This window comes from Klebsiella sp. 1SOBk5mer (genome assembly GCF_046603115.1).
In the GTDB taxonomy this organism is placed as follows: Bacteria; Pseudomonadota; Gammaproteobacteria; order Enterobacterales; family Enterobacteriaceae; genus Klebsiella; species Klebsiella quasipneumoniae.
Window position 1 is genome coordinate 80,250 of record NZ_JBKIUU010000005.1, and the last position, 21,926, is coordinate 102,175.

The 21,926-nt window shown below is 56.3% G+C and carries 23 protein-coding genes and 3 tRNA genes; 18 read left to right on the forward strand and 8 right to left on the reverse strand.

Features of this window, described 5'->3' with window-relative positions; genetic code table 11:
* The first annotated feature begins 253 nt into the window (after positions 1–253).
* The 4 genes from pobA (at position 254) to bglJ (ending at position 3,957) form a co-directional block, all read left to right on the forward strand.
* Positions 254–1,438, forward strand: a complete 1,185-nt coding sequence (pobA, locus tag ACLH1U_RS13250; protein ID WP_105491187.1) for a 4-hydroxybenzoate 3-monooxygenase — start codon at positions 254–256, stop codon at positions 1,436–1,438.
* Positions 1,439–1,454: 16 nt separating this feature from the next.
* Entirely contained in the window at positions 1,455–2,336 is an 882-nt protein-coding gene (locus tag ACLH1U_RS13255) for a helix-turn-helix domain-containing protein (protein ID WP_411299294.1), read from the forward strand.
* A 263-nt stretch (positions 2,337–2,599) separates the two neighbouring features.
* Positions 2,600–3,322 carry a helix-turn-helix transcriptional regulator gene (locus ACLH1U_RS13260; RefSeq protein ID WP_105491216.1) on the forward strand — a complete coding sequence of 241 codons (723 nt, stop codon included), beginning with the start codon at positions 2,600–2,602 and terminating at the stop codon, positions 3,320–3,322.
* Positions 3,283–3,957, forward strand: coding sequence for a DNA-binding transcriptional activator BglJ (gene bglJ / locus ACLH1U_RS13265; protein ID WP_032454790.1), 675 nt, complete (start codon positions 3,283–3,285; stop codon positions 3,955–3,957). Before ACLH1U_RS13260 ends, bglJ begins: the two co-directional genes overlap by 40 nt.
* 5 nt (positions 3,958–3,962) lie before the next feature.
* On the opposite strand, the gene ACLH1U_RS13270 is transcribed toward bglJ, so the two are convergent.
* The gene (locus ACLH1U_RS13270; RefSeq protein WP_023291881.1) at positions 3,963–4,421 is read right to left on the reverse strand and encodes a YbaK/EbsC family protein; all 459 of its coding nucleotides are present in this window, start codon (positions 4,419–4,421) and stop codon (positions 3,963–3,965) included.
* Between the two features lie 333 nt (positions 4,422–4,754).
* On the opposite strand from ACLH1U_RS13270, the gene ACLH1U_RS13275 reads away from it, so the two are divergent.
* The gene (locus ACLH1U_RS13275; protein WP_002887650.1) at positions 4,755–6,098 is read left to right on the forward strand and encodes a PTS cellobiose transporter subunit IIC; all 1,344 of its coding nucleotides are present in this window, start codon (positions 4,755–4,757) and stop codon (positions 6,096–6,098) included.
* Between the two features lie 50 nt (positions 6,099–6,148).
* On the opposite strand, the gene fhuF is transcribed toward ACLH1U_RS13275, so the two are convergent.
* From fhuF to ACLH1U_RS13290, 3 genes are all read right to left on the reverse strand, one after another.
* The gene (gene fhuF, locus ACLH1U_RS13280; protein WP_023291882.1) at positions 6,149–6,937 is read right to left on the reverse strand and encodes a siderophore-iron reductase FhuF; all 789 of its coding nucleotides are present in this window, start codon (positions 6,935–6,937) and stop codon (positions 6,149–6,151) included.
* 106 nt (positions 6,938–7,043) lie between these two features.
* The gene (locus ACLH1U_RS13285; protein WP_023291883.1) at positions 7,044–8,090 is read right to left on the reverse strand and encodes a GGDEF domain-containing protein; all 1,047 of its coding nucleotides are present in this window, start codon (positions 8,088–8,090) and stop codon (positions 7,044–7,046) included.
* Positions 8,091–8,113: 23 nt separating this feature from the next.
* On the reverse strand, positions 8,114–8,284 hold the full coding sequence (locus ACLH1U_RS13290; RefSeq protein WP_072096669.1) for a hypothetical protein: 171 nt from the start codon (positions 8,282–8,284) through the stop codon (positions 8,114–8,116).
* Positions 8,285–8,354: 70 nt separating this feature from the next.
* Here ACLH1U_RS13290 and ACLH1U_RS13295 point away from each other — a divergent pair, with 70 nt between their 5' ends.
* Positions 8,355–8,594 carry a DUF1435 domain-containing protein gene (locus tag ACLH1U_RS13295; protein ID WP_023291884.1) on the forward strand — a complete coding sequence of 80 codons (240 nt, stop codon included), beginning with the start codon at positions 8,355–8,357 and terminating at the stop codon, positions 8,592–8,594.
* A gap of 21 nt (positions 8,595–8,615) precedes the next feature.
* Here ACLH1U_RS13295 and ACLH1U_RS13300 read toward each other — a convergent pair.
* From ACLH1U_RS13300 to rsmC, 4 genes are all read right to left on the reverse strand, one after another.
* A tRNA-Leu gene (locus ACLH1U_RS13300) sits at positions 8,616–8,702 on the reverse strand.
* Positions 8,703–8,732: 30 nt separating this feature from the next.
* Positions 8,733–8,819: transfer RNA gene (locus tag ACLH1U_RS13305), tRNA-Leu, on the reverse strand.
* 28 nt (positions 8,820–8,847) lie between these two features.
* Positions 8,848–8,934, reverse strand: a tRNA-Leu gene (locus tag ACLH1U_RS13310).
* Positions 8,935–9,105: 171 nt separating this feature from the next.
* Positions 9,106–10,134 carry a 16S rRNA (guanine(1207)-N(2))-methyltransferase RsmC gene (gene rsmC / locus ACLH1U_RS13315; protein ID WP_023291885.1) on the reverse strand — a complete coding sequence of 343 codons (1,029 nt, stop codon included), beginning with the start codon at positions 10,132–10,134 and terminating at the stop codon, positions 9,106–9,108.
* A 102-nt stretch (positions 10,135–10,236) separates the two neighbouring features.
* Between rsmC and ACLH1U_RS13320 the strand changes: the two genes are divergently transcribed.
* From ACLH1U_RS13320 to deoB, 12 genes are all read left to right on the forward strand, one after another.
* Positions 10,237–10,650 carry a DNA polymerase III subunit psi gene (locus tag ACLH1U_RS13320; RefSeq protein WP_004886506.1) on the forward strand — a complete coding sequence of 138 codons (414 nt, stop codon included), beginning with the start codon at positions 10,237–10,239 and terminating at the stop codon, positions 10,648–10,650.
* Entirely contained in the window at positions 10,619–11,065 is a 447-nt protein-coding gene (gene rimI, locus ACLH1U_RS13325) for a ribosomal protein S18-alanine N-acetyltransferase (RefSeq protein WP_023291887.1), read from the forward strand. Before ACLH1U_RS13320 ends, rimI begins: the two co-directional genes overlap by 32 nt.
* A 14-nt stretch (positions 11,066–11,079) precedes the next feature.
* Entirely contained in the window at positions 11,080–11,757 is a 678-nt protein-coding gene (yjjG, locus tag ACLH1U_RS13330) for a pyrimidine 5'-nucleotidase (protein WP_032454795.1), read from the forward strand.
* 90 nt (positions 11,758–11,847) lie between these two features.
* Entirely contained in the window at positions 11,848–13,437 is a 1,590-nt protein-coding gene (gene prfC, locus ACLH1U_RS13335; RefSeq protein WP_002887711.1) for a peptide chain release factor 3, read from the forward strand.
* 219 nt (positions 13,438–13,656) lie between these two features.
* On the forward strand, positions 13,657–14,277 hold the full coding sequence (gene osmY, locus ACLH1U_RS13340) for a molecular chaperone OsmY (RefSeq protein ID WP_017901234.1): 621 nt from the start codon (positions 13,657–13,659) through the stop codon (positions 14,275–14,277).
* Positions 14,278–14,406: 129 nt separating this feature from the next.
* Positions 14,407–14,568 (forward strand): DUF1328 domain-containing protein, encoded by a 162-nt coding sequence (locus tag ACLH1U_RS13345; RefSeq protein ID WP_002887716.1) that lies wholly within the window; start codon positions 14,407–14,409, stop codon positions 14,566–14,568.
* 153 nt (positions 14,569–14,721) lie between these two features.
* Positions 14,722–15,795, forward strand: coding sequence for a patatin family protein (locus tag ACLH1U_RS13350; protein ID WP_023291890.1), 1,074 nt, complete (start codon positions 14,722–14,724; stop codon positions 15,793–15,795).
* On the forward strand, positions 15,792–16,586 hold the full coding sequence (locus ACLH1U_RS13355; protein ID WP_032452382.1) for a metal-dependent hydrolase: 795 nt from the start codon (positions 15,792–15,794) through the stop codon (positions 16,584–16,586). Before ACLH1U_RS13350 ends, ACLH1U_RS13355 begins: the two co-directional genes overlap by 4 nt.
* A gap of 129 nt (positions 16,587–16,715) precedes the next feature.
* Positions 16,716–17,993, forward strand: a complete 1,278-nt coding sequence (locus ACLH1U_RS13360; RefSeq protein WP_023291892.1) for a NupC/NupG family nucleoside CNT transporter — start codon at positions 16,716–16,718, stop codon at positions 17,991–17,993.
* Between the two features lie 415 nt (positions 17,994–18,408).
* Positions 18,409–19,188, forward strand: a complete 780-nt coding sequence (gene deoC, locus ACLH1U_RS13365) for a deoxyribose-phosphate aldolase (protein WP_032452384.1) — start codon at positions 18,409–18,411, stop codon at positions 19,186–19,188.
* Positions 19,189–19,297: 109 nt separating this feature from the next.
* Positions 19,298–20,620: a thymidine phosphorylase gene (gene deoA, locus ACLH1U_RS13370; protein WP_032429093.1), complete on the forward strand. Its 1,323-nt coding sequence runs from the start codon at positions 19,298–19,300 to the stop codon at positions 20,618–20,620.
* 52 nt (positions 20,621–20,672) lie between these two features.
* A complete protein-coding gene (deoB, locus tag ACLH1U_RS13375; RefSeq protein WP_072421116.1) occupies positions 20,673–21,896 on the forward strand; it encodes a phosphopentomutase in 1,224 nt (407 codons plus the stop codon).
* Positions 21,897–21,926: the final 30 nt, after the last annotated feature.

A 21,926-nucleotide genomic window follows, 5' to 3' on the forward strand; every position in this document is an offset into this window, starting at 1 on the left:
TATCTGCCGATACTTTAACCTGAAGCGCCGGGGCGGCTGAGGGGGGTGGGATCAAATAATGTGCAAAAATCTCCCGTCCGCCGGGGTGGCGGAATTTGAAGCGTCCCACACTTTTGCCAGTTTGGTGAAAAGTGCAATTTTTGTCGCCGTTCATCCCTTCTTTTTCCCGTCTGACTTATCAAAAATGCAGGAAAGCACTTTTATTAAACAAAAATTATACAAATAATTAACCCTGCAAAAGTGAGACAATCCTATGAAAACACAGGTCGCGATTATTGGCGCTGGCCCTTCCGGGCTGCTGCTGGGGCAGCTACTGCACAACGCCGGGATCCACACGGTCATTCTTGAGCGTCAAACGCCGCAATATGTGCTGGGGCGCATCCGTGCGGGAATTCTGGAAAGCGGTACCGTCGATCTGCTCCGTGAAGCGGGCGTGGCGCAGCGGATGGATATCGAAGGCCTGGTGCATCATGGGGTGGAGTTTCTCTTTGACGGCCAGCGGGTGCCCGTCTCACTGAGCGAGCTGACCGACGGCAAGAGCGTGATGGTTTACGGCCAGACTGAAGTGACCCGCGATCTGATGGCTGCCCGGGCCGCCAACGACGCGCCGATCGTGTACGGCGTCAGCGAAGTGACTATCCATGACGCAAAAAGTGACCGGCCGACGATCACCTATCTTAGCGAAGGTGAATTCTGCCGCCTGGAGTGTGACTTTATCGCCGGTTGCGACGGTTTCCATGGCGTGTCGCGGCAAAGTATTCCCGCTGACATCCTCAAGACTTACGAGAGCGTCTGGCCGTTCGGCTGGTTAGGCCTGCTGGCGGATACGCCGCCGGTCAATCCGGAGCTGATCTATGCGCATCATCAGCGGGGATTCGTGTTATGTAGTCAGCGCTCACTTACTCGCAGCCGCTACTATCTGCAGGTTCCGCTGAGCGATAAGGTGGAGGACTGGTCGGACGAACGCTTCTGGCAGGAGTTGAAATGCCGATTGCCGGAGGATCTGTCATCAAAGTTAGTGACTGGTCACTCACTTGAGAAAAGCATCGCTCCCTTGCGCAGCTTCGTCGTCGAGCCAATGCAATATGGGCGATTGTTCCTGGTGGGGGATGCCGCGCATATCGTACCGCCGACCGGCGCTAAAGGGTTGAACCTGGCGGCATCGGACGTGAACTATCTGTGGCGGATCCTGCGTGAATACTACCATCACGGCCGGAGCGATCTGCTGGCGACCTATTCGCGACTGGCGCTGGATCGGGTCTGGAAAGGGGAACGCTTTAGCTGGTTCATGACCCGCCTGCTGCACGATTTCCCGCAGCAGAGCGAGTTCGACGCCAAAATGCAGGCGGCCGATCGCCGCTACTATCTGGGCTCGCGAGCCGGGCTGACCACTATCGCGGAAAACTACGTGGGCCTGCCCATGGAGCGTGTCGTCTGACTGAACAGGAGTCACTATGCCGCCCGTCCAAACTGTTCCGGTATTTAAGCTGTATGGCGAGGAGCGCGGCTGGCCGACGCCGGACCTGCTGCACTGCGAGTCGATTTTGCAGCGCAGCAGCCTGTATCAGTGGCATATTCGCGTCCACCAGCACGCCGAAATGGTCCAGCTCCTCTATCTGCATAAAGGTCGGGCGGAGATCGAAATTGAAGGCACCACCTCGGTGATGACGGAGTCCTGCATCCAGGTGGTGCCCGCCCTCTGCATTCATGGCTTTCATTTCTCACCCGGAACGCACGGATTTGTGCTCTCCCTGGCGCTGCCGCTGCTGAGCCGCTTTGAAAATCAGTTCGGCCGACCGCTGGATGTGCTTAGCGTTGCGCAGTGTCTGCCGGTGGGGCGTTCCCGGGGGCGTATGCATACGCTGTTTTCAGCGCTTCGCGAGGAGTACAGTGCCGATCATGATGCCCGGGAAATGATGCTTTATTCGCTGCTGGGGACGCTGCTGGCCTGGTTGAACCGGCAGTGCCGCCCCGCACCGCCCGCGGAAGATAAAGCGGAGCGAAAGCGCAGTATGATGCGTCATTTTTCCCGGCTTATTGAGAGCCACTACCGACAGCACCTCCCGCTGGCGGAGTATGCGAAGTTGATTGGGCTGTCGGTCACGCATTTAAACTATTTATGTCGCGAGTTCTATGGTTGTAGCGCCCTTGGGGTATTGCATCAGCGACTGATGCTTGAGGCGCGGCGTAATCTGCAATACACCCGCATGACGATAACGCAACTCTCTGATTATTTGGGCTTTAGCGACGTCGCCTATTTTTCTCGCTTTTTCCGCCGCTATAGCGGTATGTCGCCTAAAGCATTTAGAGAAGCAATTAAAGAGAATGCTTCATAATGTTCATGCCTGAAATTATTTTTGCTAAATAATGGTTTTATCTTTTCTAATTTATTAGCGCAGGGCGTCTGTGCTAATATTCATCGCAAGTATACACAGGAATAATATTTACTTGATATGACCACGGTTCGGTCATGCAGTATATCGTGTACGCGGGCCATGAATATGCTTTTAATATTCATCCAGTAAATGGTATGGCGATCGAGTCACTCGCCGATCGTTTGCGGGCAAGCGAAGAAACTTCGACAGGAAGCGGAGGTGTTATGTTACCAGGACAAGGTAAGTTTGGCGTCGTTATTAGTAAAATCCCCGTCATGCAGTCAGGGTTAAAGGTGATCTTCAATGAGAACCTCCCGGATTACGAACTCAGTTTTTGTCGCACTCATGATGAGCTCACCCTTTTACAACTGCGGCGAGCGGTGCTGGTCGTTGCGGATATCTCCGGCGAGATTGCGCAGCCCCGGGCCGTCTGCGAGCGTTATTACTCCCTCATGACCCAGTATCGAGATATTCACTGGGTTTTTATGGTCAGCGACAGCCTCTATCCATTAGCCGTTGAGCTTTTAATTCGTCCCGAAAGCTCGCTGATCTCCGAGAGCGAGCCGGTTGACCGGCTGATTGAGGTGATTTGCGCCGGTAGCCGTGCGGCTGAGCAGATTAGCCGTACGTTGTTTACCGGGGATGTGGACAGCGATATCGCTAGCTACCACTCAGCGGCGATGCTGACCCTGTCAGAGCGGAAAGTTCTGCGCCTTCTGGCGAAGGGATGGGGAATTAACCAGATCGCCGCGCTGTTGAAAAAGAGTAATAAGACGATTAGCGCGCAGAAAAATAGCGCAATGCGTCGTTTATCGCTACGCAGCAACGCTGAAATGTATGCCTGGATCAACAGTGCGCAGGGAATGCAAGAGCTGAATATCAATTCAGCTTACGGGGAACAAATGGAATGGAAAAAAATAGCACAACCCGTCATGTCGCCATCGTAGAAAAATGTGTGATGACGGAAATGGCCTGGCGCTATACCTTTAGCCGTGAAGAGAGCAGCCAATACCGCATTCATTTTTTTAAAAATATCAATTTGCTCAGGGCGGTGGAAACGTCGTTCCCATGGTCAGCAATCATCTTTTCACTTTCGGGGAGTCGTTCGTCCAGAGCCGAGAGCCTGCTTTTTCTTCACGAAATGGCGAGGATCCGACCGGAAGTACAAACGATTATTCTGGCTAATAATGAAAGCGAAATGCGTCTGATCGGCCATTTAATGCCGGCCTGCCTGCAGGGTATATTAAATAAATCCGCGCCGCGACGCGGATTGCAGGAGCATTTGTTACAGCTGCTGGATAATCATTCCCTCGCCGGCAAAGAGCACTTTTGCGGCAGAGAGGCATGCAACGATCCGCTAAGCCCGACGGAGCACGCCATTCTTCGGTATATGTCGTGGGGATATTCGCTTGCGGAAATTGCGGTGCAGCTGAACCGGAACATTAAAACCATCCGCGCGCATAAATTCAACGCCATGACCAAGCTCGGGGTTCGCTCTGATATTGGTTTATTAAACGCGGCGGATATCTTGCTGCATTTACCGATAAGCGGCCCGACCAGCGCCGTTAAACAGGTGGCATAACGCGGCTATATGCATACGTCTACCCATGTTGCATCGGTGAGCTGCGCCATTCGTTCTGGTTCAATGCGAACGGCGCTGTGAATAGCTCCCGCTGCGGGTAGCACTTCCTGATAGTGCCTGAGCGAGACGTCACAGAAGACGGCCAGCGGATTTTCCAGACCAAACGGGCACACGCCGCCAACCGGATGGCCGGTCCAGGTTACCACCTCGTCGCTGCTCAACATACGCGCTTTTGCGCCAAAGGTCTCTTTCAGCTTTTTATTATCCAGCCGCGCATCGCCCCTGGCGACGATCAGTACAATCTTATCTTTGATCTTGAGCGACAGCGTTTTGGCTATTTGTCCCGGCTCAACGTTGTGCGCGGCAGCGGCAAGCGCCACAGTGGCGGTACTCTGGTTTAACTCAATAATTTCGATATCGGGGGCGTGTTCGGCAAAAAACTGCCGTACAGACTGCAGACTCATTGGATTCTCCTGATTTAAGGCTGGTTAAATCTGTCACAAGCCTGGCGGAGTGTAAATATCAGCGCGGACAATCCAGATTCTTTCTATTTTGTCGATCTCCTTCACATTCACCGTAACCGGTTACAGTAACCGGTTGCGGTTATCTGCATTGAGATGAATACTGGAACAGTCACTTCTCCTTTTATTTATAACAAAAGAGCCGTGTATGAATCGTTGTGTTATGGGCAGTATAGCCGGTAATCCACCCGCGGCGTGCTGCATCAATAAGCGGTCATCGTAACGGCAGGGTAATCGTTGTTGGGCCAGTATCAATAGCCTGTCAGGAGGGCTACTATGTCTGCTAACCATGCTGCGTTTAATTTGATATTTCGCTTTGTAGAAAATTACATAAGCCCCATAGCAGGGCGGATCTCATCGCAGCGTCACGTCATGGCTATCCGTGACGGTTTTATCTCCGCGATGCCGTTTATGATCGTCGGATCGTTCCTGCTGGTGTTTGCTTATCCTCCTTTCTCCCCGGATACCACCTGGGGTTTTGCCCGCGCCTGGCTGGATCTGGCAAAAGAGTTTGAGGGGCGCATTCTGACCCCCTTTGATATGACGATGGGGATCATGTCGATCTACATCTGCGCGGCAATCTCTTACAACCTCGGTAAGCACTACGAGAAATCCAATCAGCTCGATCCCTTTATGTGCGCGATGCTGTCGATCATGGCCTTTTTACTGATTGCCGCGCCGAAGACGAATGGCACGCTGCCGGTGGATAGCCTCGGCGGAACAGGGATCTTTACCGCCATTCTGGTGGCGATCTACTGTGTGGAGATGATGCGTTTTCTCAAGGCGCATAATATCGGTATCCGTCTACCGGATCAGGTCCCACCGATGATCAAAAATTCCTTTGATCTGTTGATCCCGGTGCTGGTGGTTGTGCTGACGCTCTATCCGCTGAGCCTGTTTATTCAGCATCATTTTGACATGCTGATCCCGCAGGCCATTATGGCAATTTTCAAACCGCTGGTTTCGGCAGCCGATTCCCTGCCGGCGATCCTGCTGGCGGTCCTCATCGGCCACCTGCTGTGGTTTGCCGGGATCCACGGTGCGGCGATCGTTTCCGGGATGCTGCAGATGTTCTGGCTGACCAACCTTGGTATGAACCAGCAGGCGCTGGCCCAGGGTGCGCCTCTGCCGCATATTTTTATGGAGGCGTTCTGGACCTTCTTTATCGTGGTCGGAGGTTCCGGTGCCACCATGGGGCTGGTGTTCTGCTATCTGCGCAGCCGCTCAGCGCATTTGCGCTCCATTGGGCGTTTAAGCGTGGTGCCAAGCCTGTTTAACATTAACGAGCCGGTCATCTTTGGGACGCCTATCGTCATGAACCCGGTGTTCTTTATTCCGTTCCTGCTGGCGCCGATGGTGAATGCGGTGTTGGCCTGGGCGGCAATGAAGCTGGATCTGATTGGCCGCGTCATCTCCGTGGTACCGTGGACGGCGCCGGCGCCGATTGGCGGTGCCTGGGCGCTGGGCTGGGATTTCCGGGCGGCGATTCTGGTCATCGTTCTGGCCTGCGTGTCGGCGATTATCTACTTCCCGTTCTTTAAGGTGTATGAGAAGCAGCTGCTTGCTCAGGAAGCGGAAGAGGCTGAACGGGCGGAGCAGGAGAGTCAGCAGACCGCATAAATAGTGACCGGGCGGCCACAGGCCGCCCGTTGCTTATTGTAGACAGGGCGTTATTTTAACGTGCAGTCGCCGCACTGTTGGACGTCCGGCAGGCGATAGCGCTGGCAGCAGGTGCGTCGGACTAACTGTCCTTCACGCAGCACAACCGTTCGCCATAGTGGGTTATCCTGACCATCGGCGAGTTGTTTTTCGAAGAAACAGTGCTGGCGCAGGGCGGCAAGCTGCTCATCCCCCAACAGCGCGCGCATTTCCCCAAGATACCAGTTAATCAGATAGCCAGTATTGCTCCAGATAAGTTTGCCATTGATCTCGCCCGTGGCTTCCAGCGCCTCAATAACCGGCTGCAGGGTGCGCGTCACCAGGGCATCCATTCGCGACAGCGGTGACAGTCTCTCAATACCGGCATCGCTATGGACATCAATCCAGAAACAGGCCGCCCTGCCGCTTTCGTGAAATTCGACGTGGAAATGTTCCGGCGCCAGGCTGAGACCCTGTGGTTCATTGAGCAACGCCAGCATCAGCGGCGGCACCAGCAGACCGATATACCATTGCGCCCAGAGCGAGAGCAGAGGTTTCGCTTCCCGTGTCAGCGTTGGCTGATGACGATAGATATGATCGGAATAAGTGGCCAGCAGAGAGCGTAAGGCGGTGGGTCGCGACCACTCGGCAAGCGTCAAAGCGTGCCCTGGAGCGGATTCATCCAGGCGCAGGAAATCGAGCAGATGGGGGCGAAGGGTGGCGATTTTTTCCCGAATACTCTCCGCCAGGGCGCGCTCAGCCGTCGGCAAAGGGGCCCGCCAGATAAGTTCATCGCTGAGAGGAAGGGAACGCCAGGCCATTCGATTTCCAGATACAAATCTAAATGATAATGATTCCTGATATTAGTTGTTTGCAGGCGGCATGGCAAGAATTTTGTCGGCGCCACGATGCCGCGGCGCGCGCAGGTTAACTGGCCAGAATAATGTTGCGGCCTTTATTCTTAGCGTCATAGAGTGCGCCGTCGGCGCGCGCCAGCGCTTGCTCAATATTGTCATCAATGAGCGGCGTCAGGCCAATACTGATGGTCACGTTGGTGGCGACGCTCTCATTAAACATATGCGGGATTTTCAGGTCATAGACCCGCTGCCGAATACGTTCGGCAGCCTGCCAGGCCGTTTCTTCGCTGCTGTTGGTCAGCAGCACCATAAACTCCTCTCCGCCAAAGCGGGCGACAATATCGCGCGAGCGTACGGCGTTGCGAATAGCAGCAGAGACGCGAATGAGCGCCTGGTCGCCCATCATATGACCATAGTGATCGTTATAGGCTTTGAAATGATCGATATCGAGGAGCAGCACGAAGTGGTTGTCGCCGTCCAGCGCCAGCAGGGTATCGAGGCGATTCTGCAGTCCGCGGCGGTTATACAAACCGGTCAGAGGATCCAGCATACTGAGATCGTTGAGGGTGTTGCGTTCCTGCATGAGTTTATCCATTAATCCTTGTGTGAAGGCATCGCTGCGCTTCTGGATAATATTTTGCAGGGTAATACCGGCAATAGGCAGCATAAAACAGTAAGTCATGCGCAACCATTGTTCCCCCTCCGCCATTATCAGGCAGGCAAGGAAAGTCGGTAAAGAGTGGAGGGTAAAGGCAGTGATATTATTGGAAAAAGCGATGGTGCCGATAAACAGAATGCTTAATAGGGCGATCACCAGAAAGTTAAAATGCGGCGGTGTCAATAGCATCGCCTTTGTCACTACGTGCCATGCCCATAGCATGCCAAATAACAACGAGATAGCGGGAATATTTATTTTCGATTGCGGCCATTTCCAGTGCCAGAGCAGCAGCAACCCGCTGCAGGCCACGATCAGGGCGCAAGGCAGCGTAAAACGAACTACCGTAAATAGGGGGGTGACCAGCGACAGAGAGGATGAAATGAAATTAAGCAGTAAAAAAAGCCGTAAGGAATATTGATATTTTTGTGCGTAGTGTGCTCGCCAGGTTTGTGCAGTCATATCGGAAGAATCATTATTAGTCGTTAAATTTCAAAATGATGAAAGCCAAAAATGAAGAGTCTGATAACAATGTGCAAAAAAAGGTTATTTGCAAAATAAGAAAAATATTTAATATATATCGATAATCCGCTTAATTTATCACCTTCATGAATGTATGTCATTACCGCGAACGTAAAGAATAAGGCGCAGAGCACATCGCAAATGACAAATGATAAAAGTTATCATATGATATTGGTTATCATTATCGTTGTGAGAGGTGAAACCATGCTGCAGCGAGCATTAGGAAGCGGTTGGGGAGTCATCGTTCCCGGCGCGCTGATTGTCGCTCTCGGGTATGCCGGGGTGTCGGCTGACGTATGGCGGACGCTGGTCGCGGTGGGCATGCTGATGTCCGCGGCGATGATATGGCATCGTCAACTGCGCCATTTTATTCTGCTGCCATCGTGTGTTGCACTGGTTGGTGGAATAATGCTGATGCTTGTGGATATCAAACTGAGGGGATAACGCCGGGAGAGGGAAGAATATTGGTGCGAGGGGGGGGACTTGAACCCCCACGTCCGTAAGGACACTAACACCTGAAGCTAGCGCGTCTACCAATTCCGCCACCTTCGCACAGTATTCTTTCTTTAGATATTGCCTCGTTGGTGCGAGGGGGGGGACTTGAACCCCCACGTCCGTAAGGACACTAACACCTGAAGCTAGCGCGTCTACCAATTCCGCCACCTTCGCCCAGTGCGAGCAATATCTTCGTGGATTATGGTGCGAGGGGGGGGACTTGAACCCCCACGTCCGTAAGGACACTAACACCTGAAGCTAGCGCGTCTACCAATTCCGCCACCTTCGCATACCATCGACACTATGAAAGTATCGTTACCACGGAGGCGCATTCTAGTGGTTTTCGGCGACACGTCAATAGTTAATTATGCAGGTTGTATCGATTGCTGCAAAAATGGGCGGATTTGCCCGCAGGAAGCGCCAGCGGTACCAGAAACGGGCCGCCGGCGTGAGAAGGCGACTATTTTTTCGCCTGACGGGTCATGATGGTGCGATAGACCTTAAAACGTCCGGTCTGGGCGATCACCTCATGGAAGCCGAACGTCTCATCCAGCACCTGCGGATACGGCAGGAAGGCGTTGGCGACAATGCGCAGCTCGCCGCCGCTATTCAGATGGCGAACCGCGCCGCGGATCAGCGCCTGGGCGGCTTCGAGGCTGGTCTGCAGCCCGTCATGGAATGGCGGGTTGGAGATGATCATGTCGAAGCGACCATTGACCTCGGAGAAGACGTTGCTGGCAAACACATCGCCAGCCAGGCCGTTGGCGGCAAGCGTCGCGCGGCTGGCTTCGACCGCAGGAGCGCTGACGTCGCACAGGGTCAGGCGCACTTTCGGCGAATGGCTGGCCAGCGCGGCGGCCAGCACGCCTGCGCCGCAGCCGACGTCCAGCACTTTCCCTTTGGTATGCGGCTCGAGGGTGGAGAGCAGCAGCTGGCTGCCGACGTCCAGCCCGTCGCGGCTAAAGACGCCAGGCAGGGTTTTAATCGTCAGATTATCCAGTGTGTATTCGCCCCAGAAGGCATCGGCGTCGAAGGCGGGCTGCTTTTCCAGTCGGCCATGATAGAGGCCACAGCGGCGGGCGCTATCCACTTTGTTTAATGGCGCGTATTCAGCCAGCATCTGCTCTGCGCTGCGGACGCCGCTGCGGTTTTCACCGACGACGAAAATGTCGCTTCCCACCGGCAGCAGAGAGAGCAGGTTCATCAGCTGGAACTGTGCCTCTGGTTTATTTTTTGGCCAGTAGTAGATCAGGGTGTCGCATTCGGCGACGTCAGCGGCCTCAGCCACTAAGCTAAAACGGACGGTGTCTCCCATCTGGCGGTTGAGGACCTGCCAGTGGTGGAACTGTTGGGTGTGGGCGCGGCTGGCCGCGGTATCCAGACGCGCAGGCAGGTCATCCTGCAGGTCACCGGCAAACAGAACGCGGGCGGACTCGAAATCATCACTGTGGCGCAGCAAGACTTCACTTGCCGGGGTAAAAGCGGACATGAAACACTCCTTCATTAAGACTGGCGCCGATTATAGTAGTTTGTTGGCGCAGATACGACGGATTTGCTATATTGCGCGCTTGTTTAACAGGAGTGTTTCGCTATGACATCCCGACGAGACTGGCAACTACAGCAGCTGGGCATTACCCAGTGGTCGCTGCGCCGACCGGGGGCGTTGCAGGGCGAAATCGCTATCTCGCTTCCTGAACATATTCGTCTGGTGATGGTGGCGGAAACCCCGCCGTCGCTGACAGAGCCGCTGATTGGCGACGTATTGCGCGCGCTGGCCGTGACGCCAGATCAGGTCCTGCAGCTGACCCCGGAGCGGGTGGCGATGCTGCCGCAGGACAGCCGCTGCAACAGCTGGCGGTTGGGCACAGAGGCGTCGCTGCCGCTGGCGGGCGCCCAGGTGTCCACCCCCGCTTTTGATGAACTCCAGACCAGCGCGCCGGCTCGCAGGGCGCTCTGGCAACAAATCTGCGCACATGAACACGATTTCTACCCTCAGCACGGCTGATTTAACCCGAGCCTGGCAAATCGAAACCCGCGCCCACGCTTTCCCGTGGAGCGAACAGACCCTGGCCAGTAACCAGGGGGAACGCTATCGTAACTATCAGCTGTCGGTGGATGGCGAAATGGCGGCGTTCGCCATTACGCAAGTGGTGCTGGATGAGGCGACGTTGTTCAATATCGCGGTCGATCCCGCTTACCAGCGCCGTGGCCTGGGGCGAGCGCTGCTGGAACACGTCATTGATGAAGTCGAAAGGCTCGGCGTCGTCACGCTATGGCTGGAGGTGCGCGCCTCCAACGTTGCCGCTATCGCGCTGTATGAAAGCTTAGGCTTCAATGAGGCGACGATTCGCCGCAACTACTACCCGACGGCCGACGGGCGCGAAGACGCCATTATTATGGCTCTGCCAATCAGTATGTAAGACAAGGTGATACGATGAAATGGGACTGGATTTTCTTTGATGCCGATGAAACGCTGTTTACGTTTGATTCTTTCAGCGGCTTGCAGCGGATGTTTCTCGACTACAGCGTGACCTTTACCGCCGAAGATTTTCAGGACTATCAGGCCGTGAATAAGCCGCTATGGGTGGATTACCAGAACGGCTCCATTACCTCGCTGCAGCTGCAGCACCAGCGCTTTGACAGCTGGGCGGAACGTTTGAATGTGCCGCCGGGGGAACTCAACGACGCGTTTATGAATGCGATGGCGGAAATCTGTGCGCCGCTGCCGGGCGCGGTCTCTCTGCTCAACGCGCTGCAGGGCAAGGTCAAGATGGGCATCATTACCAACGGCTTTACCTCGCTGCAGCAGACTCGTCTGGAGCGGACCGGTTTACGCGATCACTTTGATTTGCTGATTATTTCTGAAGAAGTGGGTGTCGCCAAACCGGACGCGCGCATTTTCGATTACGCGCTGGCGCAGGCGGGTAACCCACCGCGCTCGCGGGTGCTGATGGTCGGCGATACCGCCGAGTCGGATATTCGCGGCGGCGTGAATGCCGGACTGGCGACCTGCTGGCTCAATGCGCATCAGCGCGAGCTGCCGGCGGACCTCGAGCCGGACTGGACGGTGACCTCGTTAAGCGAACTGGAGCAGCTCCTGTGTAAACACTGATTGCCTCCCCCCCGTTGATGGGTAAAATAGCCGCAATTTTTCGTATTCCACATGCGTGGCTCATGGCCGCGTTTACTTAGAAGATTAATTATGACGTTGTCTCCTTATCTGCAAGAGGTGGCCAAACGCCGCACTTTTGCCATTATTTCTCACCCGGATGCCGGTAAGACCACCATCACCGAAAAGGTGCTGCTGTTCGGACAGGCGATTCAGACCGCCGGTACCGTAAAAGGTCGTGGCTCCAGCCAGCACGCGAAATCCGACTGGATGGAAATGGAAAAGCAGCGTGGTATCTCGATCACCACCTCGGTGATGCAGTTCCCCTATCATGACTGTCTGGTGAACCTGCTGGATACCCCGGGGCACGAAGACTTCTCGGAAGATACCTACCGTACCCTGACGGCGGTGGACTGCTGCCTGATGGTGATTGACGCGGCAAAAGGCGTCGAAGATCGGACCCGTAAGCTGATGGAAGTCACCCGTCTGCGCGATACGCCGATCCTCACCTTTATGAACAAACTCGACCGTGATATCCGCGATCCGATGGAGCTGCTGGATGAAGTGGAGAACGAGCTGAAAATCGGCTGCGCGCCGATTACCTGGCCTATCGGCTGCGGTAAGCTGTTCAAGGGCGTCTATCATCTCTACAAAGATGAAACCTACCTGTATCAGACCGGTAAAGGCCATACCATCCAGGAAGTGCGCATCGTGAAGGGGCTCAACAACCCGGATCTCGACGCGGCGGTGGGGGAAGATCTGGCGCAGCAGCTGCGCGACGAGCTGGAGCTGGTGCAGGGCGCGTCGAACGAGTTCGATAAAGATCTGTTCCTGGCCGGGGAAATCACCCCGGTGTTCTTCGGGACCGCGTTAGGTAACTTCGGCGTTGACCATATGCTGGATGGCCTGGTGGAGTGGGCGCCGGCGCCGATGCCGCGTAACACCGACACCCGTGAAGTCACCGCGACGGAAGAGAAGTTCACCGGCTTCGTGTTTAAAATTCAGGCCAATATGGACCCGAAACACCGCGACCGCGTGGCTTTCATGCGCGTGGTGTCAGGTAAATATGAGAAAGGCATGAAGCTGCGTCAGGTGCGCATCGGTAAAGACGTGGTGATCTCCGACGCGCTGACCTTTATGGCCGGCGACCGTTCGCACGTTGAAGAAGCCTATCCTGGGGATATCATCGGCCTGCATAACCACGGCACCATTCAGATTGGCGATACCTTCACCCAGGGCGAGATGATGAAGTTCACCGGTATTCCGAACTTCGCACCGGAACTGTTCCGTCGTATTCGCCTGAAGGATCCGCTGAAGCAGAAACAGCTGCTGAAAGGGCTGGTTCAGCTCTCTGAAGAGGGCGCGGTGCAGGTCTTCCGTCCGATCGCCAATAACGATCTGATCGTCGGCGCCGTGGGTGTGCTGCAGTTTGACGTCGTCGTGGCGCGCCTGAAAAGCGAATACAACGTGGAAGCGATTTACGAATCGGTCAACGTGGCCACCGCGCGCTGGGTTGAATCCACTGACGTGAAGAAATTCGAAGAGTTCAAACGTAAAAACGAAGTTCAGCTGGCGCTGGATGGCGGCGATAACCTGACCTACATCGCCCCGACGATGGTCAACCTGAACCTGACGCAGGAGCGTTATCCTGACGTGGTGTTCCGCAAAACGCGCGAGCACTAATCCCTGACGAAGCGCGGCGCAGGCCGCGCTTTTTTCTTCTTCCGCCCGCGCTTCCCTCCTTCTGGAAAGTTCTTAAAACGCCGCTAATTCGTCTGTTTTTTATCCATATCCTCCGCAACCCCTTCGCCTGTCTACTATATTTAATTCGTGTTTTTAAAAATGCTGGCGTAATTCACTGCGATAAGACGCCAGCGCTGGTGAAAAAACGAGGACATCACGATGACCAGACTAAAGAATGCCAATATGTTGCTGGCGCTCTTCTTAGGCTTAGCCGCGTTGAACGCCTCGGCAGAGACGGAAAAAACAACGGTAGACAGTGCGAAGTCAGCTGCCAGCAATGCGGGAGAGGCGGTAGACAATTCGATTAATAAAGTCGGCGATTTTATGGACGACAGCACTATTACCGCACGGGTAAAGGCGGCGCTGATCGACCATAAAGATATTAACTCCGGCGATATTTCGGTGAAAACGGAAAACAAAGTGGTCACCCTCAGCGGCGACGTCACCAGTGCTGAACAGAAAAGTCAGGCGCTGAGCGTGGCAAAAGCGGTCGAAGGCGTCTCTCAGGTCAACGACAAGCTGACGGTGCAGCACAAATCGTCGAGTGAGACGGCGACGCTGAAAGGCTATGCCGGGGACACCGCTATTACCAGCGAAGTGAAGGCTAAGCTGCTGGCGGATGACATTGTCCCTTCGCGCAATGTGAAAGTCGAAACTAACGCCGGCGCAGTGCATCTGACCGGTACGGTGGCTTCCGCGGCGCAGGCTGAGCGCGCCGCAGAGATTGCGAAAGCGGTTTCCGGTGTGAAAAGCGTCCGCAACGATCTTAGCGTGAAGTAAATCGAGTTATTAACAAAAGTGTTGTCTGGCCAAGGTTGCCGAACGAATAGCAGCACCCACTGAGCGATGAGCTTTCCAGAAAGGGTGCGCAAACCGCTGTTCACCGTCCATTATGGTAAGGAGAAAAGTATGTTTCGATGGGGAATTATTTTTCTGGTCATTGCATTAATTGCTGCGGCCCTGGGCTTTGGTGGTCTGGCGGGTACTGCCGCTGGCGCCGCGAAAATCGTCTTTGTCGTCGGGATTATCCTGTTCCTGGTGAGCCTGTTTACAGGACGCAGACGTCCGTAGAGGGACAACAATCCGGGCGATGCTGAAGCCTGAGCGTTTTTACTGACACGTCGTCTTACACAAAGCCAGTCCTGCGGACTGGCTTTCGCGGTTTAAGCGATGGGCAAATTGCGTTACCTTGTCAGGAGAAGACTAATCGAACAGGAAAGCAGGGTGGGGCAACGCATTCCCGTTACGCTGGGCAATATCGCCCCGCTGGCGGTTAAACCCTTCCGACCAGGCAAGCTGGCGCTGGTGTGTGAAGGCGGGGGACAGCGAGGGATTTTCACCGCCGGGGTTCTGGACGAATTCATGCGCGCCGGATTTAACCCCTTTGACCTGATGCTGGGGACCTCCGCGGGGGCGCAAAACCTCTCCGCTTACATGTGTAATCAGCAAGGCTATGCCCGCAAAGTCATCACACGCTACACCACCTCACGCCAGTTTTTCGATCCGATGCGCTTTGTGCGCGGCGGCAACCTTATCGATCTCGACTGGCTGGTGGAGGCCACCTCGCAGCAGATGCCGCTGGCCATGAACTATGCCGAAACGCAGTTCGCGCTGGGCAAAGAGCTGTGGATGTGCGCCTGTCGCGGCGACGATTACTCCGCCAGCTATTTTTCACCGACGCCGCAAACCTGGCTGGATCTGATCCGCGCCTCCAGCGCCATCCCCGGTTTTTACCGCAGCGGCGTGTTGCTTGACGGCGTTAGCTACCTTGACGGCGGCGTCAGCGATGCGATCCCGGTACAGGAGGCGGCCCGCCGCGGCGCTCAGACTATCGTGGTGATCCGCACTGTCCCTTCGCAGATGTTTTACACCCCGGAGTGGTTTAAGCGGATGGAGCGCTGGCTGGGGGAGAGCAGCCTGCAGCCGCTGGTCAATCTGGTGCATCATCACGAAACCACCTATCGCGCCATCCAGCAGTTCATCGAAAAACCGCCCGGCAAACTGCGGATCTTCGAAATCTATCCCCAGCGGCCGCTGCGCAGCATGGCGCTTGGCAGCCGACTGCCGGCGCTGCTGGAGGACTACAAAACCGGACGCCAGTGCGGCCGTTATTTCCTGGCCACCGTGGGTAAACTGCTGGCCGACCGGCCGCCGCTGTTGCGCCACGCGCCGCGTATCGCCCGGCCTGCGCCGGTGGTGGTGCCGCCGGTGCCGGTGGCCAATGAAGCGCCGCAGGCGACCATCATCGCTGCGCCGCAGGCCAATGACGCAAGCTTTAATCATGAGGATCTGGCGTGACGCACCGTTTTATCGATACCCACTGCCACTTCGATTTTCCCCCCTTCGCGGAAGATGAGGTCGCCAGCCTGGCGCGTGCGGCGCAGGCCGGCGTCGGGCGAATTATCGTTCCGGCCATCTCCGCTGAGCGTTTTAGCCGCGTGCTGGCGCTGGCGGCGCAGCACGAGGCGCTGTATGCCGCGCTGGGCCTGCATCCGATTGTCATCGAGCAGCACACCGATGAGGGGCTGGCGCAACTGGAGGCGTCGCTGGCGCAGCGCCCGCCAAAACTGGTGGCGGTGGGGGAGATTGGTCTCGATCTCTATCGCGACGAGCCGCAGTTCGATCGTCAGCAGGCGCTGCTGGAAGCGCAGCTGCGTCTGGCGAAGCGTTACGATCTGCCGGTGATCCTCCACTCCCGACGCACCCACGATAAGCTGGCGATGCTGCTGAAAAAACATGCCCTACCGCGTACCGGGGTGGTACATGGCTTCGCCGGCAGCCTGCAGCAGGCCGAGCGTTTCGTGCAGCTTGGCTATAAGATCGGCGTTGGCGGCACCATTACCTATCCCCGCGCCAGCAAAACCCGCGAGGTGATGGCGCGTCTGCCGCTTTCAGCCCTGCTGCTGGAGACCGATGCCCCGGATATGCCGCTCAATGGCTTCCAGGGACAGCCCAATCGCCCGGAGCAAGCTGCGCGGGTATTTGACGCCCTGTGCGAACTCCGGTCGGAGCCGCCGGCAGCCATAGCCGAAGGGATAATGCGCAACACGCTCGCCTTATTTTCCCTGCCCTCCGCCACTGTATGGTGATCGAATTCTCATAATTGTTCATCTATATCATTGATTTGCGTAAAATGTGTGAAGCCTGGCAGGCAGGATAGTTTCATGCCGATATAATCACGCCGTTAGTGCTGGACTATCAAAACACAGGGAATCTGTATGCAAATCCTCATGGGACTTATCGGCATGGTGGCGCTGTTGGCCATTGCTGTGCTGCTCTCCAATAATCGAAAAGCCATTAACCTGCGTACTGTGCTCGGCGCCTGGATAATCCAGGTGGGTATCGGCGCGTTGATATTGTATGTACCGGCCGGGCGCTCGGCGCTGTTAGCGATGTCGAACGGCGTCGCCCGCGTAATTGCCTATGGCAATGAAGGGATCGGTTTCATCTTCGGCGGGCTGGTCTCCGATAAAATGTTCGAGGTGTTTGGCGGCGGCGGCTTTGTCTTTGCCCTGCGCGTGCTGCCGGTGATCGTCTTCTTCTCGTCGCTGATTGCCGTGCTTTACTACCTGGGCATTATGCAGCTGGTCATTCGCATTCTCGGCGGCGCGCTGCGGGCGGTACTGAAGACCTCGCGTACCGAATCGCTGTCGGCCACGGCGAACATCTTCGTTGGTCAGACCGAAGCGCCGCTGGTGGTGCGTCCTTATATCGCCACTATGACCCGCTCGGAGCTGTTTGCGGTCATGTGCGGCGGCCTGGCCTCGGTGGCAGGTTCCGTGCTGGCGGGCTATGCGCAGATGGGCGTTCCGCTGGAGTACCTGATTGCCGCGTCGTTTATGGCGGCGCCGGGTGGACTGCTGTTTGCCAAAATTATCGTACCGGAAACGGAAACGCCGGACGATAACCCGGCTCATGACCGCCAGAGCGCAGACGCGGATAAACCGGCCAACGTGCTGGACGCCGCCGCCTCCGGCGCCGCGTCTGGTATGCAGCTGGCGCTCAACGTCGGCGCGATGCTGCTGGCGTTTATCGCGCTGATCGCCCTGCTGAACGGCATTCTGTCCGGCGTCGGCGGCTGGTTTAACCATCCGGAGCTGTCGCTGCAGATGATCCTCGGCTGGGTCTTCTCACCGCTGGCATGGGTGATCGGCGTGCCGTGGCACGAAGCGACGGTCGCGGGGTCGTTTATCGGCCAGAAGCTGATCATTAACGAGTTCGTGGCCTATATGAACTTTGGCGAGTATCTGAAGGCGGACGCCGAGGTGGCGGCGGCCGGGCTGCAGGTTATTTCAGATCACACTAAAGCCATTATCTCTTTCGCGCTGTGCGGATTCGCTAACCTGTCATCGATCGCCATCCTGATTGGCGGCCTCGGGGGGATGGCGCCCAACCGGCGTCAGGATATCGCCCAGCTTGGGCTGCGTGCGGTGGCGGCGGGGACGCTATCTAACCTGATGAGCGCCACCATCGCCGGGGTTTTCCTCGCCCTCTAAGCCAGTTCCCTCAACCAGCGGCCGCCGCGTCGCTGGTTTTATTGAATTTGTGAAAATCCCATCATTTCTGGCTTTCAGAAAAATAGCTTATATTTCAAAATATAATAATTGTACCACCGGCTGGGTGGGCAAAATGTGCGCCACGGTGTCGAGAGTCTCTGTCATTGTGTGTTAGAATTATCACATCCTCATTGGGTGCGGAGTTTCGATTATGCTTAAGAGGGGCGTGAGGATAATTGCCGCGGTATGCGCTGATATTTTGTGATTAAAGTCACATTACAGTAATGCAAATTAGTAAGTAGTTTTCATTAACTGTGATGAATGTCGAAGTGTAGCGGCGAGTGAATGTTACAATAGTAACAGACTCGCAAGGTGAACAAACTATTGAACCGGCACTGCGCCGGCGGAGTATGAAATGACTGATTTAAAAGCAAGCAGCCTGCGCGCGTTAAAACTGATGGACCTGACCACCCTGAACGACGACGACACCAATGAGAAGGTGATTGCCCTGTGTCATCAAGCGAAAACCCCGGTGGGTAACACCGCGGCGGTCTGCATCTATCCGCGCTTCATCCCGATTGCCCGTAAAACGCTGAACGAGCAGGGAACGCCGGAGATCCGCATCGCTACGGTCACCAACTTCCCGCACGGTAATGACGATATCGACATTGCGCTGGCGGAAACCCGCGCGGCGATCGCTTACGGCGCCGATGAAGTGGACGTGGTGTTCCCGTACCGCGCGCTGATTGCCGGTAACGAGCAGGTCGGCTTCGAGCTGGTGAAAGCCTGTAAAGAGGCCTGCGCGGCTGCCAACGTGCTGCTGAAAGTGATCATCGAAACCGGTGAGCTGAAAGAAGAAGCGCTGATCCGTAAAGCGTCTGAAATCTCTATCAAAGCCGGGGCCGATTTCATCAAAACCTCGACCGGTAAAGTGCCGGTGAATGCTACGCCGGAAAGCGCGCGCATCATGATGGAAGTCATCCGCGATATGGGCGTTGAGAAAACCGTTGGCTTCAAACCGGCGGGCGGCGTGCGCAGCGCGGAAGATGCGCAGCAGTTCCTGGCGATCGCCGATGAGCTGTTTGGCGCCGACTGGGCCGATGCCCGTCACTACCGCTTTGGTGCCTCCAGCCTGCTGGCCAGCCTGTTGAAAGCCCTGGGTCACGGCGACGGCAAGAGCGCCAGCAGCTACTGATTGTCAGACATTGCCGGATGACGCTTCGCTTATCCGGCCTACAGGATCGTAGGGCGGGTAAGCGTAGCGCCACCCGCCACCATTCACCCGATTCCTCATGGGGGTTACCGTGTTTCTCGCACAAGAAATTATTCGTAAAAAACGTGATGGTCAGGCATTAAGCGATGAAGAGATCCGCTTTTTCATCAACGGCATCCGCGACAATACTATCTCAGAAGGGCAGATCGCCGCGCTGGCGATGACCATCTTCTTCCACGATATGTCTATGCCGGAGCGCGTTTCGCTGACCATGGCGATGCGGGATTCCGGTACCGTTCTGGACTGGAAAAGCCTCAACCTTAACGGCCCGATCGTCGATAAACACTCCACCGGCGGCGTCGGGGATGTCACTTCGCTGATGCTGGGGCCGATGGTGGCCGCCTGCGGCGGTTATGTGCCGATGATTTCCGGCCGCGGACTCGGCCATACCGGCGGTACCCTGGATAAACTGGAAGCGATCCCGGGCTTCGATATCTTCCCGGACGACAACCGCTTCCGCGAGATTATTAAAGATGTCGGCGTGGCGATTATCGGGCAGACCAGCTCCCTCGCTCCGGCGGACAAACGTTTCTATGCCACCCGCGATATTACCGCGACGGTGGACTCCATCCCGCTGATCACCGCCTCGATCCTTGCCAAGAAGCTGGCGGAAGGGCTGGATGCGCTGGTGATGGACGTCAAAGTCGGCAGCGGCGCGTTTATGCCGACTTATGAACTTTCCGCCGCGCTGGCGGAAGCGATCGTCGGGGTCGCCAACGGCGCCGGCGTGCGCACCACCGCGCTGCTGACCGATATGAACCAGGTGCTGGCCTCCAGCGCCGGGAACGCCGTTGAAGTTCGCGAAGCGGTCCAGTTCCTGACCGGCGAATACCGCAATCCGCGTCTGTTCGACGTGACGATGGCGCTGTGTGTGGAGATGCTGATTTCCGGCAAGCTGGCGGCGGACGATGCCGACGCGCGCGCGAAGCTGCAGGCGGTACTGGATAACGGTAAAGCGGCGGAAGTCTTTGGCCGTATGGTCGCGGCGCAGAAAGGACCGAGCGACTTTGTCGAGAATTATGATCATTATCTGCCGACGGCGATGCTGAGCAAAGCAGTCTATGCTGATACCGAAGGTTTTGTCAGCGCGATGGATACACGCGCGCTGGGTATGGCAGTGGTTTCTATGGGCGGCGGCCGCCGTCAGGCATCAGACACCATTGACTATAGCGTTGGCTTTACCGAGATGGCGCGTCTGGGTGACCGCGTGGACGGACAGCGTCCGCTGGCGGTGATCCATGCCAAAGACGAGAACAGCTGGCAGGAGGCCGCGAAAGCGGTCAAAGCGGCCATTAAACTGGACGATAAAGCTCCGGAAATTACACCGACAGTCTATCGCCGTATCACCGAATAGCGATATACTGATCTGATCGCTTTTTTGCAGCGCAAGATGTATGGAGAACAAGATGAAACGTGCATTTATCATGGTGCTGGACTCCTTTGGGATTGGCGCAACGGAAGACGCAGACCGCTTTGGCGACGTCGGCGCCGATACCCTGGGCCACATTGCGGAAGCCTGCGCCAAAGGCGAGGCTGACCACGGCCGCAAAGGCCCGCTGAATTTACCGAACCTGACCCGTCTGGGGCTGGTGAAAGCGCATGAAGGCTCTACCGGTAAAATTGCCGCCGGAATGAATGGCAATGCCGAAGTGATTGGCGCCTGGGCCTGGGCGCATGAACTCTCTTCTGGTAAAGATACGCCGTCCGGCCACTGGGAAATCGCCGGCGTGCCGGTGCTGTTTGACTGGGGCTACTTCAGCGATCATGAAAACAGCTTCCCGCAGGAGCTGCTGGATAAGCTGGTGAAACGCGCCAACCTGCCGGGCTACCTCGGCAACTGCCACTCTTCCGGGACGGTGATCCTCGATCAGCTCGGCGAAGAGCATATGAAAACCGGGAAACCGATTTTCTATACCTCCGCTGACTCCGTGTTCCAGATCGCCTGTCACGAAGAGACCTTTGGCCTCGACAAGCTGTATGAGCTGTGCGAAATCGCCCGTGAAGAGCTGACCGAAGGCGGCTACAACATTGGCCGCGTCATCGCTCGTCCGTTTATCGGCGATAAAGCCGGTAACTTCCAGCGTACCGGCAACCGTCACGATCTGGCGGTCGAACCGCCGGCGCCGACCGTGCTGCAGAAGCTGGTTGACGAGAAGAACGGCCACGTGGTGTCTGTCGGTAAGATAGCGGACATCTACGCAAACTGCGGCATCACCAAAAAAGTGAAAGCCACCGGGCTGGACGCGCTGTTTGACGCGACCATCAAAGAGATGAAGGAAGCCGGCGACGAGACTATCGTCTTCACCAACTTCGTCGACTTTGACTCCTCCTGGGGCCACCGTCGCGATGTCGCCGGCTACGCGGCGGGTCTGGAACTGTTCGACCGCCGTCTGCCGGAGCTGATGGAGCTGGTAGGGGAAGACGACATCCTGATCCTCACCGCCGACCACGGCTGCGACCCGACCTGGACCGGTACCGACCACACCCGCGAGCATATTCCGGTGCTGGTGTACGGCCCGAAAGTGAAACCAGGATCGTTAGGCCACCGCGAAACTTTCGCGGACATCGGCCAGACGTTGGCGACATACTTTGGTACCTCGCCAATGGCCTACGGTAAAAACATGCTGTGATGCAATTGCCCGGTGGCGCTCAGCGATCCG

Excerpts from the sequence above, each read along its gene's own strand:
- pobA (WP_105491187.1), top strand. The coding sequence starts at position 254 with ATGAAAACACAGGTCGCGATTATTGGCGCTGGCCCTTCCGGGCTGCTG.
- ACLH1U_RS13255 (WP_411299294.1), top strand. The coding sequence starts at position 1,455 with ATGCCGCCCGTCCAAACTGTTCCGGTATTTAAGCTGTATGGCGAGGAG.
- ACLH1U_RS13260 (WP_105491216.1), top strand. The coding sequence starts at position 2,600 with ATGTTACCAGGACAAGGTAAGTTTGGCGTCGTTATTAGTAAAATCCCC.
- bglJ (WP_032454790.1), top strand. The coding sequence starts at position 3,283 with ATGGAAAAAAATAGCACAACCCGTCATGTCGCCATCGTAGAAAAATGT.
- ACLH1U_RS13270 (WP_023291881.1), bottom strand. The coding sequence starts at position 4,421 with ATGAGTCTGCAGTCTGTACGGCAGTTTTTTGCCGAACACGCCCCCGAT.
- ACLH1U_RS13275 (WP_002887650.1), top strand. The coding sequence starts at position 4,755 with ATGTCTGCTAACCATGCTGCGTTTAATTTGATATTTCGCTTTGTAGAA.
- fhuF (WP_023291882.1), bottom strand. The coding sequence starts at position 6,937 with ATGGCCTGGCGTTCCCTTCCTCTCAGCGATGAACTTATCTGGCGGGCC.
- ACLH1U_RS13285 (WP_023291883.1), bottom strand. The coding sequence starts at position 8,090 with ATGACTGCACAAACCTGGCGAGCACACTACGCACAAAAATATCAATAT.
- ACLH1U_RS13295 (WP_023291884.1), top strand. The coding sequence starts at position 8,355 with ATGCTGCAGCGAGCATTAGGAAGCGGTTGGGGAGTCATCGTTCCCGGC.
- rsmC (WP_023291885.1), bottom strand. The coding sequence starts at position 10,134 with ATGTCCGCTTTTACCCCGGCAAGTGAAGTCTTGCTGCGCCACAGTGAT.
- ACLH1U_RS13320 (WP_004886506.1), top strand. The coding sequence starts at position 10,237 with ATGACATCCCGACGAGACTGGCAACTACAGCAGCTGGGCATTACCCAG.
- rimI (WP_023291887.1), top strand. The coding sequence starts at position 10,619 with ATGAACACGATTTCTACCCTCAGCACGGCTGATTTAACCCGAGCCTGG.
- yjjG (WP_032454795.1), top strand. The coding sequence starts at position 11,080 with ATGAAATGGGACTGGATTTTCTTTGATGCCGATGAAACGCTGTTTACG.
- prfC (WP_002887711.1), top strand. The coding sequence starts at position 11,848 with ATGACGTTGTCTCCTTATCTGCAAGAGGTGGCCAAACGCCGCACTTTT.
- osmY (WP_017901234.1), top strand. The coding sequence starts at position 13,657 with ATGACCAGACTAAAGAATGCCAATATGTTGCTGGCGCTCTTCTTAGGC.
- ACLH1U_RS13345 (WP_002887716.1), top strand. The coding sequence starts at position 14,407 with ATGTTTCGATGGGGAATTATTTTTCTGGTCATTGCATTAATTGCTGCG.
- ACLH1U_RS13360 (WP_023291892.1), top strand. The coding sequence starts at position 16,716 with ATGCAAATCCTCATGGGACTTATCGGCATGGTGGCGCTGTTGGCCATT.
- deoC (WP_032452384.1), top strand. The coding sequence starts at position 18,409 with ATGACTGATTTAAAAGCAAGCAGCCTGCGCGCGTTAAAACTGATGGAC.
- deoB (WP_072421116.1), top strand. The coding sequence starts at position 20,673 with ATGAAACGTGCATTTATCATGGTGCTGGACTCCTTTGGGATTGGCGCA.